The sequence below is a fragment of the Nocardia fodinahabitans genome (assembly GCF_052983615.1).
In genome coordinates this window covers 2,974,323-2,990,999 of sequence record NZ_JBRJJC010000001.1, presented here as the reverse complement: position 1 = coordinate 2,990,999, position 16,677 = coordinate 2,974,323, and the positions used below count along the sequence as shown (strand labels likewise).

Genomic DNA, 16,677 nt, shown 5'->3' with positions numbered 1-16,677 from the left:
CGACGAGAAACCTGAGAGATTCGAATGAAATTCGCAGAGCGGTACGATATTGCGGCGCCGATTTACGACCGGACGGCATGGGTGCTTTCCCTGGGTGGCATCGACAAACTGCATCCGGGTCTGGTCGAGGGTCTGGATCTGACCGGCAAGAAGGTCGCCGACCTCGGATGTGGCACCGGCCTTGCCTTTCCGGCGCTGCTCACGGCGGTCGGGCCGACGGGGCATGTTATCGGTGTCGACAACAACGCCGCCATTCTCGCCAAAGCCCAGAAGCGGGTGGACGAGAACAACTGGTCCAATGTCACTCTGGTGACCGAGGATATCGCCGAACTTCCGGTCAACCGGGATGTCGATGTGGTGTTCAGCTGCATCGCCATGAGCTGTGTGCCCCATCCGTCGGAGAAATTGGCCGAGCTGCTCGCCAATCTCGAATCCGGCACCCTCGTGCGGATCATCGACGCGCTGCCCCGCACCACCGGGCTCAGCCGCTACCCGATCAACGGATACAACTTCGTGAAATCCGGCATCGTCGGATCGCATTTCCGGGAACTGCACCCGTTCGCGCAGGTGTTCCGCGATCAGCTGAGCAACGTCGTCATCGACAGCCTGCACGGCGGGATCTACACCCGGCTGACCGGCGTCAAGGCCTAGACAACGGCAGGCACGCGGCGCGCACCGACTCTCGCGGTCGGTGCGCGCGGCCGTCGGTTGCGGAACAACGTGTTGGAGGTGCCGAATTGACCATCTGTGAACTGAAGGTCGATGGCGGAAGTAAGACGTTCGGCGACAACACCGTGCTGGACAACGTGGATATCTCGGTCGACCGTGGCGAGTTCCTCGCCGTCCTCGGTCCCAGCGGCGGCGGGAAGTCGACGCTGCTGCGGGTGCTGGCCGGTCTGGAGCAGCTGACGACCGGCACGATCACCTGGAGTACGGACGGCACCCGGCCGCGCACCGGGGTGGTCTTCCAGCAGGCGCTGTTGCTGCCGTGGCTCACCGTCATCGAGAACATCGCGCTGGCGAGCCGCTTCGCGGCGCACCGCCGCGAATTCGACCCGCGATATCCGGAAACCCTGCTGGCACGGTTCGGGATGGGCGAGCTCGCGCACCGGTTCCCGGGCGAATTGTCCGGCGGGCAGGCACAGCGGGTGGCGGTCCTGCGCGCCGCGGCGACCCGGCCGCGTCTGCTGCTGCTCGACGAACCGTTCAGTGCGCTGGATCCGGCCACCCGCGTCGACCTGCAGCGATGGCTGGCCGAGCTCGTCACCGAACTCGCGGCGACGGTCGTGCTCATCACGCACGACGTGGACGAAGCGATCGGTTTGTCGGACCGGATCGTCCTGCTCGACCGGGGCCGGATTCGCCGGGAGTGGCGTGCGGTGCGCGACGGCGGCGACGCGACACTGCTGCGCGGGGAGATCCTCGGGCAATACCACCCGGATGAGGTCGTGGTGCCGTGAACGATATTTCGAGACGGCACCTGATGACCGGGGCGGCCGGCCTCACCGTCGCGGCCGGGCTCTACGGCTCGGCCGAGCTGGTCCGGAGCGCGGCGAGCGCGGGACAGCGGCGGGAGGACGCCCTGCGCGTCGGCTATCTGCCGATCACCGACGCGGCGCCACTGCTGATCGCGCATTCGGCGCAGCTGTACTCGCCGGGTTCGGTGAGCAGCGGCAAGCCCATCATGTTCCGGAGCTGGTCGGGTGTGGCCGAGGCGTTCGTATCGCGCCAGATCGATGTCGCGCACCTGTTGATGCCGATGGCGATGCAGCTCCAGCACGCGCTGGGGTCCGGTGTGCGGGTGCTGGGCTGGAACCACACCAACGGCTCGGCACTCACCGTCGCTCCCGACATCACCGACCTGGAACAGCTGGTCGGAACCCAGGTCGCCATTCCGTTCTGGTGGTCTATCCACAACATCGTGCTCCAGCAGCTGCTGCGGGCCAGGGGGATCACGCCGGTGGTCCGGCGCAGTGCGTCCCGGTCGCAGCGCACGGTCGAACTCATCGTCATGAGTCCCTCGGACATGGTGCCCGCGCTGGCGAACCGGTCGATTTCGGGATATGTGGTGGCGGATCCGTTCAACGCCATCGCGCAGATCAAGAAGATCGGCCGGATCCATGTGTTCCTGGGCGATGTGTGGCGCGAACACGCCTGCTGTGTGCTGGTCACCAGGGACGATGTGATCGCCGGGCGGCCGCACGCGGTCCAGGAACTCACCGACGCGGTGGTGTCGGCGCAGGCGCGGATCAACAGCGATCGCGGCCGGGCCGCCGAAGCGCTCACCTCCGGCAGTTATCTGCCGCAGCCGTTGCCCGCGGTGCGCACCGCGCTCGCGTATCCGAATCCGCCCTACCAATTACGGCGCCCGGAATGGTCGCCCCAGCTGGTGGGATTTCAGCCGTATCCCTATCCGAGTTTCACCCGGCGCCTTGTCGAAGCGATGCACGACACCGTCGTCGACGGTGATCGGGGTTTCCTGGACAAGCTCGATCCGAGCCGGGCCCACGCGGAACTCGTGGACGACAGCTTCGTGCTGAAATCCCTGGCCTCGCACGGCGGAACACAAGCTTTCGGGCTGCCCGGCGGCCTCGACCGAACCGAACAGGTGCACCTGCTGTGACTATCGCTTCTCCCGTTCGTGCGAAATCGGATATCCCCACCGCATCGCGGTCGGTTGTCGCGAGGCTCTGGCCGCCGGTACTGGCCGTCCTGGTCACCGTCGGCCTGTGGTGGACGGCGACGACGGTGCTCTCGCCCGAACACTCGTTGCTACGGCGGACCGCGCCACAGCATGTCTTTCCCGCGATAGCCGATCTGCATGAGCGCGGCGTGCTCGTCTCCGACGCGGGAATCAGTCTGTGGCGGCTGCTGGTCGGCTTGGCGGTCGCGACGGTGATCGGGGTGCCGGTGGGGCTGCTGATCGGCCTGAGCACGCGGATCGAACAGGCGACCTCGCCCGTGGTGCAGTTCCTGCGGATGATCTCGCCGCTGTCGTGGACGCCGATCGCCATCGCCGTCTTCGGGATCGGCAATCAGCCGGTGTATTTCCTGGTCGCGGCCGCCGCGGTGTGGCCCATCATGTTGAACACGGTGTCCGGGGTCCATGCCATCGACCGCGGGTTCCTCGACGTCGCGCGATCGTTTCATGCGACCCGTGCGGAGCAGTTGCGGGTGGTGATCGTGCCCGCGGTCCGCGACCATATCCGGACCGGTCTGCGGGTCGGCCTCGGTACCGCCTGGATCGTCCTGGTTCCGGCCGAGATGCTGGGCGTGCGATCGGGGCTCGGCTATCAGATTCTCAACGCGCGTGACCAGCTCGCCTACGACCAGGTTGTCGCCGTCATTCTGGTGATCGGCGTCTTGGGCTTCGCGGTCGATCTGCTGGCGAGTCGGCTGCCCGGGCGCACGCTCCACGGCCGTGCGGCCTCATAGCCGCCGCGACCGAGGATGACAACTGTGATGTATATCACCACAAATTTGAGCGCGAACCGCTGTTGTTCGCTGGTGAACGCAGTAATTGGCAGGTCAAACGGGCCCAGGCTGGAATATCGCCCACGAAGTCGACTGAGATTCCTTCTGGCCTCTCAGGTTTCGGTCCATTAGGCTCCAGCTGTTCTGTCTGCTGTGCCGGTCTTCACACTGCTCGGGGAGAAGTAAGGGACACCTCACGGTGCGTCCCTGCTTGACGAGTCTCGCGTGTCGCGGATCGCACGCCGAACCACACCTGATGGATTGGAACCTTAATGAACTTCCGTAGGACCACTGCGGCAGCCGCCTTGGTTATCGGTGCTATGACCGTGTCCATGGGCACCTCGCATGCTGAAGAGGCCCCGCAGGACATCAAGTACTCGGTGAAGCTGGTCGACAAGACCGTTGTCGCCACCCTGCAGAACGGCACCTTCTCGATCGTCGAGCAGGCTGGCGAGACGCCGGAGGCGCCCAAGACCAAGGTCGCCGAGATCAAGGACAGTCGGGGGGCTGTCGTGATCTCGCTGCCGATCGACTACGCGATCAACGGTGTCGACATCCCGATGAAGACCGAGGTCGCGAAGGACAACAAGATCCTGTCGCTGACCCCGGAGAAGCCCGCTGGTGTCGAGATCAGCCAGGAGACGGTCGTTCCGCAGCCGGTTCTCAAGGGCACCGAGATCGCCTCGGTGCAGGAGAACCAGAAGGCGATCAACGACTTCTCCAGCAAGTTCAGCATCGGTACCGCGATCGGCACCTTCGTCGGTACCGCGATCGGCGCCATCGTCGGTTGCGGCCTCGGTCTGATCGCCGTGCTCGCCGGCTGCGTGGTCGGCCTGCCGCTGGGCGCCACCATCGGCGGCATCCTCGGCATGATCGCGATCGGTGGCCCGACCATGGCGGTTGCCGGCTTCGAACTGCTGCAGGTGCTGCAGGCGGCCCCGGACACCTCGGTGTGGGCCGACAAGCCCACCCAGGCGGCCTCGGCTCCGGCGCCGGGTAACTGATCCCGTTCTGCGCGAATAGGTTCACCGCGAAGGCCCCGCTCCGATCCGGAGCGGGGCCTTCCGCGTTTCTCAGTCCAGTGCCAGCACCCCGGACACCGATTCCGCGCCGTCAGCGACCCCGTGGGGGCCGAACGTGCGCTCGGCGATGGTGTAGCGACCGTCCTCGCGAACCAGCAGCACGGTGCTCGCGCGGGTGCCGTGCAGATCGTGGGCGACGAAGCGTGCGGAGACGGACCGTTCGAATTCCAGGGGGATGCCGGTGTGCGGCAGGCGATCGTCGGGCGCCTCGGTGCGGTCGGCGAGCAGGGTGAAGTAGTCGTCGACGGAATCCGGCGCGGTGGCGACGATGTGGTGCAGCCCGGCCAGGCCGCCGCTGACCTTCGGCCACAGCGGCGGGGCGCCCGCGCCGAGGACCGTCGGCGCGGCCTGGGGATCACTGTGGACGGATCCGGGCACGGTCGCCACGTGGGCCGCGTTGGACAGGCCGTGCAGACCCGGCGCCAGCTCGGTGGGGCCGGCACCGCTGCGATTCGACTGCCACCACAGGCTCCGCAGATCGCCGACCAGCAGGTTGTAGCCCACGTAGGCGTCGGGTGGCGCGTCGGTCACCACGGATAGGTACTCGGGCGGGCTGTCGGAGCCACGCAGGTAGTCCATCAACAGCGCCCCGCGCGAGCGCGGGCGCGCCGGGGTGTCGCGGGGATCGCGGACATTGGTGACCGCCGCGAAGCGGGTCTCGTCGGTGCGCAGGCCGAGCCAGGTGCCCACCGCGACCGCGCCCAGATCACGCCCGGCCACCAGCCCGGGCTCCTGCGGCCAGTAGCGCAGCGACTCGGTGGCGCGGGTGTAGAACTCGTCCCGGTTGGCGGCCACGATCAGCCGGTACTCGGGGTGCGCTCGCCAGGCGAGCAGAACCAGACACATGACCCAAGCATGCCCTGGACACCGAAAAGGCCGGTAGCGTGCTGCTACCGGCCTTTCTGGCTGCTCTGTGCCTGCGGGGGACCCGCGATCAGTTGGTGCGGACCGCCAGTCCCGGGTTGTCCGACAGGACGACGCTCAGCGGCTGCGCGAACAGCTGCGGGACGTCACCGGTGATCGCGCCGATGATGTTCGGGATCTCGCAGATCGGGTAGTCGGCGACCGACGACGCGCTGGAGATGCCCAGGGCCAGGCGACCGGTCACGATCGCGCCGCCCGAGTCGCCGGGCAGGGCGCAGATGTTGGCCGAGAAGCTCTGGGTGAGCTGACGGTCGCCGACCTGCACGGTCTGGTCGACGCCGTTGATGATGCCGCAGCTGAAGCCGGTGCGCGCACCCGACTTGCAGACCGGCGCGCCGACCACCGGGGTGGCCACGCCGTCGACCGCGATCGGGGCGTTGCCCGGCACCCGGACCAGGTTGTTCTCGAAGCGGGCGCGAGCGTTGTCGTTGACCCGGATGATCGAGTAGTCCTGCTCGCCGAGCACCGACTTCTGGAAGGTGCCCAGCTGGGCGCCCGCGCGATCACCGTTGAGCTCGTAGACGGCGGCGGCGTTGCCGGTACCGGCCGAGCCGATGTCGGGGTTGCAGTGGCCCGCCGAGATGTTGATGACGTTGCCCGCGCGGTCGGTGCCGTTGAAGCCCAGCGAGCAGCGCAGCGAGCTGCGGCCGACCACCGAGGCGTAGGAGTCGCCGCCGGCCAGGGCGCCGTTGCCGTCGCCCGCGACCGGGGTGGCCGACAGGTCGACGCGCTCGCCCGCCACCGGCGGCGCGGTGACGACGACACGGGACGGGTCGATGAAGCTCGGCAGCGGCAGACCGGCCTGCTCCACACGCACCGCGATCGCGTTGTTCACGGTGTCGATGACGACGCCACGAACCAGGTTGGCGATCTCCGGCGGCGCGGCGGCCAGCCAGGTCTCGAACGCGGTCTTCTCGCCACGCAGCGCGGACTCGGTCTTGGCGACGTTGCGGACCTCGAAACCGGCCGACTGGGCGGCCTCGCGGGCCTGGTCGGCGCCGGGGCCCTGCGCGAGCGCCACGACGGCGTTACCGGCGTCGTTGAGCCAGGCGCCGGCGAAAGCCTGCGGGAACTGGCGCTGCGCGGTGGTGGCGAACGCGGCGACCTGCTGCGCGAGATCGGCGCGGCGCAGGTACTCCTCGGGCGAGATCTTCAGATCCCGGGTGACTGCCTGGATCAGCTGCGCGGGCAGGTCGGCGGCGGGCGCGGGCTGCGCGTCGGCGACTGCCATCGTGGGGCCGAACAGCAGAATCGCCGCCGAAGCGGCGATCACGGACTTCCGAGCTCTTCTCGAGCTTCGCGCGGACGGGGTGCGACCCATACGTGGCAGGAGCATGATCGAACTATATGGGCTGGCGCGGGTTATGCCTACTCGGACCGGGCAAGAGATTTCGCTCACCCGGTCCGGCTCGGCGATTCGTTGTGCGATCAGCCCGCGTTCGGCTTGGTACGCACCGAGATTCCACTACCGAGACCGCCACCGGAGGTGGCCTCGATATCGGCCAGGATCGGCCGGATCGGCACGCCGAGCGAGGCGGTGCCGCCGTACGGGGCCAGCTGGGTGTTGGCCTCGGTGCAGTTGGGCGCCTCGGCGGCGTTGGAGCCGCTGGTGATGCCGAGCGCCAGGGTCCCGGTGACGATCGCGCCGCCGCTGTCGCCGCCCAGGGTGCAGGCGCTGCTGGCGAAGCCGCGGATGGTCTTGCTGACGCCTTCGGCGGTGAACAGCTGGGTCTCCACATGGTCCGCCGAGACGAAACCGCAGGTGAAGGTGGAGGACTGCCCGGTCTTGCAGACCGGGGCGCCGGTGACCGGTTCGGCGGTGCCGGTGATGGACAGCGTCGTCCCGTTCGCGCCGCGCACCCGCGGCTGGTCCATGCCCGCGTTGATCGCGCGCTCGTTCAGCTTGATCACCGAGTAATCCAGCGCGGCGGGTCCGCCGAGCACGGCCTTGGCGAACGAGCCGACCTCGGGGCTGTTCGGGATGTCGCGCACGTTCGGCACGTAGACCGGCGCGCCGACGCCACTATCGACGTTCGGGTTGCAGTGGCCCGCCGAGATGTTGAGCGCGTTCCCGGCGGCGTCGGTGCTGTTGAAACCGAACGAGCACACGTCGACGCCGCGCAGGGTCGTGTCGTGCAGGTCCTTGGTCGCGGTGATGTAGGTGTCGCCGCCCATCGGCTTGTACTCGACCGGACCGCCGCCGCCGGGGGAGAGCACGACCTTGATGGTGGCGATCAGGGTCGGCAGGTTCAGCAGGTGGCCGGGGCCGGTGTTGGCGATGTTGAGCACCAGCTGGCTGTTGAGCGCGTCGATGGCGATGGAGCTGATCGGCGCGGAGATCTCGCGCGGCAGGCTCGAGATCCACTGGGCCAGCTGCACCAGCGCGCCCTCCAGGCCGCCGGCCGAGATCGGGGCGAGGTGGGTCTGGTAGCCGTCGGCCGCGGCGATCTTGCCCGCCTCGGCGTTGGTGACGGCGATGACGGCCTTGCCCTCCGGCGTCATCCAGGCACCGGCGAAGGTGTCGGGGTTCTCGGCGCGGAAGTCGCTCGCGTAATCGCGCAGCTGCTGCGCGCGGGCGGCGCGGTCGAGGTATTCGGTCGGGGTCATCCCGAGGTCGCGCGAGAGGGCCGTGACCAGCTCGGCGGGTAGGGCGTCGGCCGAAAGCTGAAGGGGTGCTGAGGGTTCCGCCGTCGCGATGCCGGGGCCGAACAGTGGTGCCAGGAGAACAGTCGCGGCGAAACCGGCGGAGGCTGCCTTGACTGCGGCGCGACGCGCCACCAACTTGCGCATGAAATCCCTTCGTCGGCACGAGTGATCGAGACCACCGCCGGCGGCTGTGATGTCGATCAGCGCATCACTCTAGGGCACGGGCGCGCGAAGGGCGCGGTTACCGTACCCCCGCACCGGTTCAGTTGTAGCCGGGAATCCGCATGGGCGAGGGGAGATACCCCGGCGGGTACGTCTGGAACGGCAGCAGCGGGCGGGTCGTGCTGCGGCCGGGTGTGGTCGACGGCGCGGTGGTCGTGGGTTCCGGCGTGGTCGTCGGCGGCGCTTCGGTGCTGGTCGATGGCTCCGGTTCGGGCTCGGGCGTCGTGGTGACGACCGGTGCGCGCGTGGGCGACTCGACGACCGGCGGCGGTGGCGGGGCCGGCTCGGGCGTCGGTGACACGGTCAGCGATTCCGGGCGCGCGTCGGAGATCGGCGGCGGCGGGGTGGTCTCGCTGCCACGCAGCACCATCGAGACCGCGACGCCGCCGAGCAGCAATCCGATCAGCGCGGCGACGGCGATCAGCAGCGGCGTCCGGCTGCGCTTGGGTTCCGGCGATTCCACCACCACGACCGGCAGCGCCGTGGTCGGGGTGGCCAGCGCCTTCGTCGGCTGCGCCGTTACCGGCATCGCGGCCGAATACGCCTGCGCGGTCGCCGTCGGCCGGGCCAGCGCGGGGATCACATCGGTGACGACGAGGGAGTTCTCGGTGACGATCGGATCGGGCGGCGTCGCACCCGCCCGGCGTCGCCAGCACCGCGACCAGCGCGGCTTCGGCGGCGGACGTCGCGAACGAGCGGCCGGGATCGATGCCGTCGGCGGGCGGCGGCAGTTCGTCCTCGCCCAGCAACGCCACCGACTTCAGGCCCAGATAGTCCAGGGCCTCGCGCACGCCGCGCACCACCTCGGGGGTCCACTGCGCCGGATGCGTCGCGTAGAACTCGGCGGGGCCGCTGAGATGCTCGGTGGTGAGATCGATGAGGCAGAACATCGCCGTCGCCAGCAGGTCCTCGGCGCGGTAGGCCTCGCCACCGTCGACATCGATACCCGCCGGGTCGCCGATCGCGCGGACGAAGCCGGCGATCGAGTGCGCGTGCCCGGTGGGAGCTGGTCCGCCGAGCGCGGCGTCGCCGTCGTCGGACATGTGCAGCAGCGCGTCGCGCTCGACGATCCGCACCGTACCGTCCTCGGTGACCACCGCGGCGATGCACTCGTCATCGGCGATGCGCAGGCCGACCCCAGTGGCCATCCGGTTTACCTCGCTTCGGGCGTCGATGTCGTCCGCGTCCGAGTCACACAAGCAGTGAACCGTGTCCCATGGCGCGGAGCATTGACAATAATTCCGATCGTGAGCGCGCGCCTATCCGGCGTCGGATTCGCGCGACGTGATGCTCCACGGTCTTGGCGGAAATGTACAGCCGTGCGCCGATCTCCCGATAGGTCAGACCGAGCAGCACCAGCTCGGCAACCTCGCGCTCGCGATCGCTGAGCGTGGCCGTGTCGGGGGGCCGAGGGGCAGGCCCGTCCGACCCGTGGGGCAGGGGCTGCGCCGCCGGTAGGGGCTGTTCCACCGGCTGGGCTCGCGCGCGCACCGAGCGGGCCAACTTGAGCAGCACGGTCGCGGTGGCGGAGTCGCCGACGGCGAGCGCGGCCTCACTGGCCAGGCGGGCGGCGTCCCAGGTGAGGCCGAGCTCGGCCAGCGCCGACACCGCTGCCTGCACCTCGGCGGCAGCGACCTGGCCGCGCAGCACGAGCACCCAGGTGCGGCCCGCGTCGGCCAGCGCGGCGGCCTGCTGGTCGCCGGCGGCCGCGGCGGTCTTGAGCGCGTGGGCGTGCGGGAGCAGATCGCTGGGCGATTCGTCGGCGAGCGCGGCTTGGACGCCGTACCAGTGGAACAGGTTGGTCCAGGCCGGCGCGCGGCCCAGTTTGCGCAGCAGTCCACGCGCCGCGTCGACGAGCGGTTCGATCCGGCGTACATCGCGCAACCGGATGCCGGCCAGCCAGAGTTCGCCGATCGGCAGCAGGCTCAGCAGATCGGCTTCCAGTTCGTCGAACAGCGGGCTGGCGGACTGCCACACGCGCGAGAGCGCCGCGTGGTCACCGCCGCGCCGGGCCAGTCCCACGGCGAGCGCGTGCGCGAGGAGCTGATCGCGCGGTTCGAGTGCGGCGATGTCGACCTCGGCGAGGGTGTTCGCGGCGCGCTGCTCGTCGCCGCCGAGCAGCGCGGCCCAGGCGGTGAGGACGGGTAGCTGACGGCCCGCCCCCCGGCCTGCCGCGCGGCGCAGCGCGTCGCCCGCCCGCCGGGGTTCGCCGGTGCCCAGGCACAACAGGGTGGCGATCGAGACGGCCGAGCATGGGAGATAGCGATCGTCGGTGTCGGTGTTCCCGGCCTGGATCAGCGCGGAAATCGCCGTGGCCGTGCCGGTTCCGTGCGGGTCGAGGGAATCGTGGAGCGCGCCCGCGATGAGCCGCGCGCCCGCGTCGGCCTCGGTCGGCGGCCACAGCTGTGCCGCCGCGGCCATGCGGGTCGCGCCCGCGGTGTCGCCGGCCAGCGTGAGCACCATCGAGGCGGGCGCCCAGTCGGCGCCGACCCGATCGGGCCCCAGCCAGTTGTACAACCCGGCCGCGCGGCTCACCAGGCCGCGCCGGGTGAGCACCGCCGCGCAGATACGCACGGCGGCAACGAGATCGGTGGCGGCGATGCCGTCCTCGGTGAGCAGCGGCTGGGCCAGCCGCAGTGCGGTGTCGGCGTCGCCCGCCCGCGCGGCGGCCTCGGCCCAGCGCAACGCGATCGACTCGACCGGTGTGCCCGCGGCGGCCGCAGCCGCGTAGTAGCGCGCGGGCTGCCCCGACTTCTCCGCTGTGCGGCAGAGGAATTCGGCCAGCCGGGGGTCGACCACGCCCGACTCGGCCAGGATCAGCGCCGTGCAGTCGCGCAGCAGTCCGGCGTCGATCCGCGCGGCGAGCAGGCGGCGCTGCACTTCGACGTAGCGGCGATCGCCGAGCAGGATGCGCAGCGGTCCCACGGCCGGGGTGAGCAGCAGGTCGGCATCGGTGACCAGGGCGCCTGCCCGCGCGCGGTCGATCAGATCGTGGGCGGTGGCGGTGTCGACGCCGAGGACCTCGGTGAGTTCGGTGGCGTCCAAACCGGTTCCGGTGGCGGCGATCACGAAGGTGTCGAGCAGGTCGGGTTCCGCCGCGTCGAGCATCGATCGGGTCCACGCGGTGATCGCCTCGTCGACGGCCGTCACGCAGGTCTCCAGTGACGCCGTGCGGGCGGCGGCCAGGGCCGCGACCACGCCGCCGGGAATGCCCGCCGTGAGCTGGTGGATGCGTTGCGCGAGCGGCTGGGACACCGCCACACCGAGTTCCCTGGCGAACGACGCGGTGTCCGCGCTGCCGAGCGCGCGCAGCTCCACCGTGCGGCCGTGCCGTGACACGATGTCGGACAGGGCGCGAAGTCGGGGATCATGTGGGCGTGGCTGGGTGGCCAGCACCACCGAGCGGCGGCCGGATTCGATGGCCGCGCACAGGTTTCGCAGATCGTTGGAGCTGTAGCGGTGCACGTTGTCGGCGATCAGCACGGACCGTTCGGCCGCGTCGTCGTGCACCGAGTCGGTCGTCGGGATGCCGCGATCGCGCAGATGTGAGCGAACCACGTTGAGCAGCACGGACTTTCCGGTACCGGCACGGCCACGGATCAGCAGCAGCACCGGCTGCTTGTCGGCGGTATCGAATTCGCGGAGGACGGTCCTGGCGTTGGGGAAGGAATCCAAGGCTATGTCAGCCACCGTTTCCTCCGAGGATCTGGCCCGGCAGCTGCGTGCCCGATTCGAGGGTTTCGTCGACCGCGCCACCCACGCCGTCGAGTAGCTCGCCGGGGTTCACTTGGATAGGCGGGATCTGGGGCCTGGTGGGTGCCGGGGCGGGAGCGGGTGCCGGTGCGGGCGCCGGGGCGGGAGCGGGTGCCGGTGCGGGAGCCGGGGCAGGGGCTTGTCCGGCGGGCGGTGCCTGGGCGGGCTGCTGGGTGGCGGGAGCGGGCTGTCCGGCTGCGGGGGCCGGTGCGGTGCTGTCGCCCGTTTGCGCGCCGGTCGGCGCCGGACTGCCTGCGGCGGTGGTGCCCGGTGTTCCGGCCTCGGTGGCGCCCACCGGGCTCGCACCGGTCGGCGCGGTCGTGCCCGGCGCACCGGGTCGGGTCGGGTCGGCGACGGTCGAGTCGGTGCCGCTGGGCGTTCCGGGCGCGCCGCTGCCCGTACTGGTGGAGGCGGAGGCGCCGGGCACGGGGGCCACGCTCGTCGTCGCAGGCCCTGTCGGCGCGGACGGGGTGACACCGCCGAGCGCGAGGGTGCCGGTGGCCAGCGCAGCCATCGTGACTGCGGCTGCCGCGATGATCGCCGCCCGTTTGGCGGTGAACATCCGGGTGGGGGCGGGTTCGGTCGATGGGAGCGCGATGTTCTCGACGACCGGTGCCGCCACCGCGGGCACCGCCACGACGGCGGCGGGGATGGCCTCGGTGGGCACGGAGATCGCCGCCACGTCCAGGGCGATTTCGGCCGCGCCGTGCGCGGTGCAGGAGGCCGGGTCGGCGCAGGCGGCGACCGGCAGCCCGAACTCGGTGGAGATCAGCTCGGCGACCAGTGGGATCGCCCCGCCACCGCCGGTGAGCAGCACCCGGCTGATATCGCCCATGGTGAGTCCGGCGCGGCGCACCGCGTCGTGCAGCAGGTGCATCGAGTCGAGCAGGATCGGGCGCAGCAGATCTTCGAGTTCGCCGCGGGTCAGCCGGACCTGTTCGGTGTGCGCGGCCGCGAGCAGGCCCACCGGGATCACCGTCGCGGTAATTCTGGAGAGCTCTTCTTTCGCATTTCTGCAGCGGGCGCGCAATGCCGACAATTCCGCTTCGACGACGGGGTCGAATGGATCGATATCCTGACCACCCAGTGCGTTTGCCAGAACGTAGCGCATCGTCAGTAGATCGAATTCCGTACCGGCAATCGCCGTGCTGTGCAGGGGTGCGCCGAGCATCCCGGCCTGGTCGCCGGTGCGTAACACGGTGACCGTGAGGCCGCTCGCGCCCAAGTCGTAGACGGCGAGCGCGCCGTCGTCGAGCAGGCCGTTCTCCATCTCGTATCGGCGCACCGCGGCCATCGGCTCGGGCACCAGCGTCACCTCGCGCAGGCCCGCGCGCGCGAGGGCAGCCCGCGTCGTCTCGACGGTCTGCTCCGACCACCACGCCGGGTAGCAGGACACGATCGTCGTCTCGGCGTCGGCGTCGGACAGCTCGGTGACCAGCGCGTGCGTCGCGGCGGCGACCAGATCGGCCGCATCGTGGCTGGAACCGTCTTCTGCCAGCAGGTCTACCGGGTCACCGACCCGCGACAGGTAGTCGTCGACCACCACGCCGCGCGCGTGCTGGGCGGCGTCGGCGAAGCCGGCCGAGCCGTCGGCGCCGAGCAGCAGGGCGCTGTGGTGCGCGCGAACGGTGGTTCCGGACCCGTCGGCCGTGGTGGCCGCGGCGACCGAATTCGCGGCCCCGACGGTAATGCCGAGCGCCAGCCGCTCTGTCATTGGAGAACCCCGTTCGCAGGACTTCCGGCGGACCGGAAATGGTGAGTACAGCGAGATCGCCGGGGTGGTCGGCGTCCCACTCGAACTGTCGGTTGCTAGGGGGCAGCTGTTACCTGTGCCGGGGCAAGTACGGGGAAAGTCCCCTAATCGGTGGTGTCCCCCTAACGGGGGACCCCTTCGTGAACTAGGTATTCGCCCCGTTACCTGTAACGGCGTGCGGACCTAGCGTGAAAGACATTCCGACGACAACGGATCGGGCAGTACCGCCCATGATCTGGAGGAGCTGATCTCGATGACACCCAATGCGATTCTGGAATTCATCCTCAACCTGCTGCGCGACCGTGAGGCCGCCGCGGCCTACTGCGCCAACCCGTGCCAGGCACTGACCGTGGCCGGGCTCGACGTGACGCCCGAGGATATTTCCGCCGTCGCCCCGATGGTGGCGGAATCCGCACTGGTCAGCGGCGGCTCCCAGTTGCAGGCGATCGTGGCGGCCGGTGCCGCGGCGGGCACGAGCGCCGCCCTCGCCTCGACGGCTACCGCGGCCGCCGCCGTGACAGCGGCGACCGCCGCCGATGCCCAGCTCGGCATCGGCCTCGACGTCGGCCTCGGCGCGGCCGCCTCGGCCGTCGCCGGTGCCGCGGCCCAGGTCGGCGCGGGCCTCGAAACCGCCCTGTCGGCCGTCACCGGCGCGAACGTCGACATCGATACCGGCCTCTCCACCGCCATCGGCGCGGACATCGGCCTGGACGCCGCACTGAACGGCGCAGTCGGCGCAGGCGCCGACCTGGCCGCCGGCCTGGGCGGCGCTCTCAACGGTGCGATCGGCGCGGGCGCCGGCCTCGATGCCGCGCTCGGCGCAGGCGCTGATCTCGCCGCGGGTCTGAACGGCGCGCTCGGTGCCGGCCTCAACGGTGCCCTGAACGGCGCAGCCGGCGCAGGCGCCGACCTCGCAGCCGGTCTCGACGGCGCCCTGAACGGTGCCGTGGGTGCGGGCGCCGACCTCGCTGCCGGTGTGGGTGGTGCGTTGAACGGTGCGCTCGGCGCGGGTGCCGGTCTCGACAGTGCCCTGACCGGCGCTGTAGGTGCCGGAACCGGCCTCGCCACCGGATTGGGTGGCGCGTTGAACGGCACGGTCGGTGCCGGTCTCGATGGTGCGCTGACAGGCGCCGCGGGCGCGGGCGCCGACCTTGCCACCGGCCTGGACGGCACGGTAGGTGCCGGTCTCGAAAGTGCGCTCAGTGCGGGTGCGGGCCTTGACAGTGCGCTCAATGGTGCGGTCGATGCCGGCACTGGCATCGCCGCCGGAGCGGGCGGTGCCCTGAATGGCGTGGTCGGAGCGGGTGTCGACGGTGCGCTCGATGCGGGTGCGGGTCTCGACGGAGCCCTTGGCGCAGGCGCGGATCTCGCTACCGGCCTGAGTGGCGAGGTAGGTACGGGTCTCGATGGCGCGTTGACCGGTGCGGTCGGTGCGGGTACCGATCTCGCGGCCGGGCTGAACGGTGCCGTGGACGCGGGCGCCGGTCTCGGCGGTGCGCTGACCGGCGCGGCAGGTGCCGGTGGCGCGCTCGGCGTCGGGCTGGACACGGCCCTGAGCGGGGCCTTCGGTGCCGGTGGTGACCTCACCGCCGGTGTCGATGGACTGGTGGACGGAGCCGCTGGGCTCACCACGGAGGCGGGCGCCCAGCTCGGCGGCGGGCTGAACGCCGGCGTGAGCGGAGCGACCACGGCGGTCGGTGGACTGGGTGCGGCTGCCTCGGCCGGAGCACAGGCGGCGGGCAGCCTCGGCGCGGCCGCGACCACCACGGCGATCACCGGTCTCGACGGTGCCGTCGGTGCGGGCGCGGAATTCGGCACCGGCCTGGAAACCGGGTTCGGCGGTGCCGCGTCGGCCGGTACCGGCCTGATCGGTGGCGTGGACGGCGGCTTCGGGATCGACGGACTGATCACCGGCGGCGGCGAGGTCTCGACGGGGCTGGACACGGCCCTGTCCACGACGACCGGCGCCGGTCTGCAGGGCGGCCTCGACACCGCCGCGACCCTCGGTACCAGCCTGACCGGTTCGGCCGCCACGAATGCCGAGGCCGGATTCGGCGCGGCCGTGGATTCCGGCCTCGGCCTCGCGGGTTCGGCCGCGGGTGGCGCTCAGGCGGGCTTCGACGGTCTGGCCGACGTGGGCGCGGGCCTGTCGGGTTCGGTGGCCGGCGGCGCACAGTCCGGCCTGGAAACCGGTGTCGGCCTTGTGGGTTCGGCCGCGGGTGGCGCTCAGGCGGGCTTCGACGGCCTGGCCGACGCGGGCGCGGGCCTGTCGGGTTCGGTGGCCGGCGGCGCACAGTCCGGCCTGGAAACCGGCCTCGGCCTTGCGGGTTCGACCGCAGGTGACGCACAGGCGGGTCTGGGCGGGGCCGCCGACGCGGGTCTCGGCGGCTTCGCCGACGCGGGCCTGTCCGGCGCGACGAGCAGCAGTTCGCAGCTCGCGGGCGGTCTCGGCGGCACGGTCAGCGGGGCGACCCAGGGCAGCACGGCTGTGACCGGCGATCTCACCGGAACGTCGACGACCCAGACCGACGCGTCGGGCGCGCTCGGTGGCACCGCGCAGGGGGCGGTGACCACCGCCGCGGACACCTGGTCCGCGGTCGATGTGTCCAGTGCGTTCGGCTCCGGCCTGCACGGTTCGACCCTCGGCGGCGGCGACACGTCGCTGTTCGGCGAGTCGAGTACTGTCGCCGAAACAGGTGTGGACACCCACACCGACGGACTGTTCCACTGAGCGAAACGGGCGCTGCGATGGGGACTCTCGCACCGAACGCGGTGCCGCTGGTCGCGACGATCTGGTCGGGCGCCTGGAAACGGTCGCGGTCC

At 70.7% G+C, this 16,677-nt stretch carries 12 protein-coding genes; 6 read left to right on the top strand and 6 right to left on the bottom strand.

What is annotated here, in order from left to right:
- Positions 1-24: 24 nt before the first annotated feature.
- The 5 genes from NV348_RS14025 to NV348_RS14005 all read left to right on the top strand — a co-directional run bounded on the left by NV348_RS14025 (position 25) and on the right by NV348_RS14005 (position 4,478).
- Complete coding sequence (locus tag NV348_RS14025) at positions 25-651, top strand: class I SAM-dependent methyltransferase (protein ID WP_447147333.1); 627 nt, start codon at positions 25-27, stop codon at positions 649-651.
- A gap of 143 nt (positions 652-794) precedes the next feature.
- Complete coding sequence (locus tag NV348_RS14020) at positions 795-1,460, top strand: ABC transporter ATP-binding protein (RefSeq protein ID WP_447151033.1); 666 nt, start codon at positions 795-797, stop codon at positions 1,458-1,460.
- A gap of 23 nt (positions 1,461-1,483) precedes the next feature.
- Positions 1,484-2,623, top strand: coding sequence for an ABC transporter substrate-binding protein (locus NV348_RS14015; RefSeq protein ID WP_447147332.1), 1,140 nt, complete (start codon positions 1,484-1,486; stop codon positions 2,621-2,623).
- A 2-nt stretch (positions 2,624-2,625) separates the two neighbouring features.
- Entirely contained in the window at positions 2,626-3,435 is an 810-nt protein-coding gene (locus NV348_RS14010) for an ABC transporter permease (RefSeq protein ID WP_447151032.1), read from the top strand.
- A gap of 371 nt (positions 3,436-3,806) precedes the next feature.
- Complete coding sequence (locus NV348_RS14005; RefSeq protein WP_447147331.1) at positions 3,807-4,478, top strand: DUF8020 domain-containing protein; 672 nt, start codon at positions 3,807-3,809, stop codon at positions 4,476-4,478.
- 69 nt (positions 4,479-4,547) lie between these two features.
- Here NV348_RS14005 and NV348_RS14000 read toward each other — a convergent pair whose 3' ends face one another.
- The 6 genes from NV348_RS14000 to NV348_RS13975 all read right to left on the bottom strand — a co-directional run bounded on the left by NV348_RS14000 (position 4,548) and on the right by NV348_RS13975 (position 13,815).
- Positions 4,548-5,402: an NRDE family protein gene (locus tag NV348_RS14000; RefSeq protein ID WP_447147330.1), complete on the bottom strand. Its 855-nt coding sequence runs from the start codon at positions 5,400-5,402 to the stop codon at positions 4,548-4,550.
- Positions 5,403-5,490: 88 nt separating this feature from the next.
- Positions 5,491-6,753, bottom strand: coding sequence for a S1 family peptidase (locus NV348_RS13995; protein ID WP_447147329.1), 1,263 nt, complete (start codon positions 6,751-6,753; stop codon positions 5,491-5,493).
- A gap of 155 nt (positions 6,754-6,908) precedes the next feature.
- The gene (locus NV348_RS13990; RefSeq protein WP_447147328.1) at positions 6,909-8,270 is read right to left on the bottom strand and encodes a S1 family peptidase; all 1,362 of its coding nucleotides are present in this window, start codon (positions 8,268-8,270) and stop codon (positions 6,909-6,911) included.
- A gap of 56 nt (positions 8,271-8,326) precedes the next feature.
- Positions 8,327-9,496: a hypothetical protein gene (locus tag NV348_RS13985; protein WP_447147327.1), complete on the bottom strand. Its 1,170-nt coding sequence runs from the start codon at positions 9,494-9,496 to the stop codon at positions 8,327-8,329.
- Between the two features lie 43 nt (positions 9,497-9,539).
- On the bottom strand, positions 9,540-12,038 hold the full coding sequence (locus NV348_RS13980; RefSeq protein ID WP_447147326.1) for a LuxR C-terminal-related transcriptional regulator: 2,499 nt from the start codon (positions 12,036-12,038) through the stop codon (positions 9,540-9,542).
- A complete protein-coding gene (locus NV348_RS13975; protein WP_447147325.1) occupies positions 12,031-13,815 on the bottom strand; it encodes an Hsp70 family protein in 1,785 nt (594 codons plus the stop codon). The genes NV348_RS13980 and NV348_RS13975 overlap by 8 nt, the downstream gene beginning before the upstream one ends.
- 292 nt (positions 13,816-14,107) lie before the next feature.
- Between NV348_RS13975 and NV348_RS13970 the strand changes: the two genes are divergently transcribed.
- Positions 14,108-16,585 carry an IniB N-terminal domain-containing protein gene (locus NV348_RS13970; protein ID WP_447147324.1) on the top strand — a complete coding sequence of 826 codons (2,478 nt, stop codon included), beginning with the start codon at positions 14,108-14,110 and terminating at the stop codon, positions 16,583-16,585.
- The last annotated feature ends 92 nt before the right edge of the window (positions 16,586-16,677 follow it).

What these genes read in the sequence shown, in the direction of transcription:
- NV348_RS14025 (WP_447147333.1), top strand. Translation starts at nt 25, where the DNA reads ATGAAATTCGCAGAGCGGTACGATATTGCGGCGCCGATTTACGACCGG.
- NV348_RS14015 (WP_447147332.1), top strand. Translation starts at nt 1,484, where the DNA reads ATGACCGGGGCGGCCGGCCTCACCGTCGCGGCCGGGCTCTACGGCTCG.
- NV348_RS14005 (WP_447147331.1), top strand. Translation starts at nt 3,807, where the DNA reads ATGGGCACCTCGCATGCTGAAGAGGCCCCGCAGGACATCAAGTACTCG.
- NV348_RS14000 (WP_447147330.1), bottom strand. Translation starts at nt 5,402, where the DNA reads ATGTGTCTGGTTCTGCTCGCCTGGCGAGCGCACCCCGAGTACCGGCTG.
- NV348_RS13990 (WP_447147328.1), bottom strand. Translation starts at nt 8,270, where the DNA reads ATGCGCAAGTTGGTGGCGCGTCGCGCCGCAGTCAAGGCAGCCTCCGCC.
- NV348_RS13985 (WP_447147327.1), bottom strand. Translation starts at nt 9,496, where the DNA reads ATGGCCACTGGGGTCGGCCTGCGCATCGCCGATGACGAGTGCATCGCC.
- NV348_RS13975 (WP_447147325.1), bottom strand. Translation starts at nt 13,815, where the DNA reads ATGACAGAGCGGCTGGCGCTCGGCATTACCGTCGGGGCCGCGAATTCG.
- NV348_RS13970 (WP_447147324.1), top strand. Translation starts at nt 14,108, where the DNA reads ATGACACCCAATGCGATTCTGGAATTCATCCTCAACCTGCTGCGCGAC.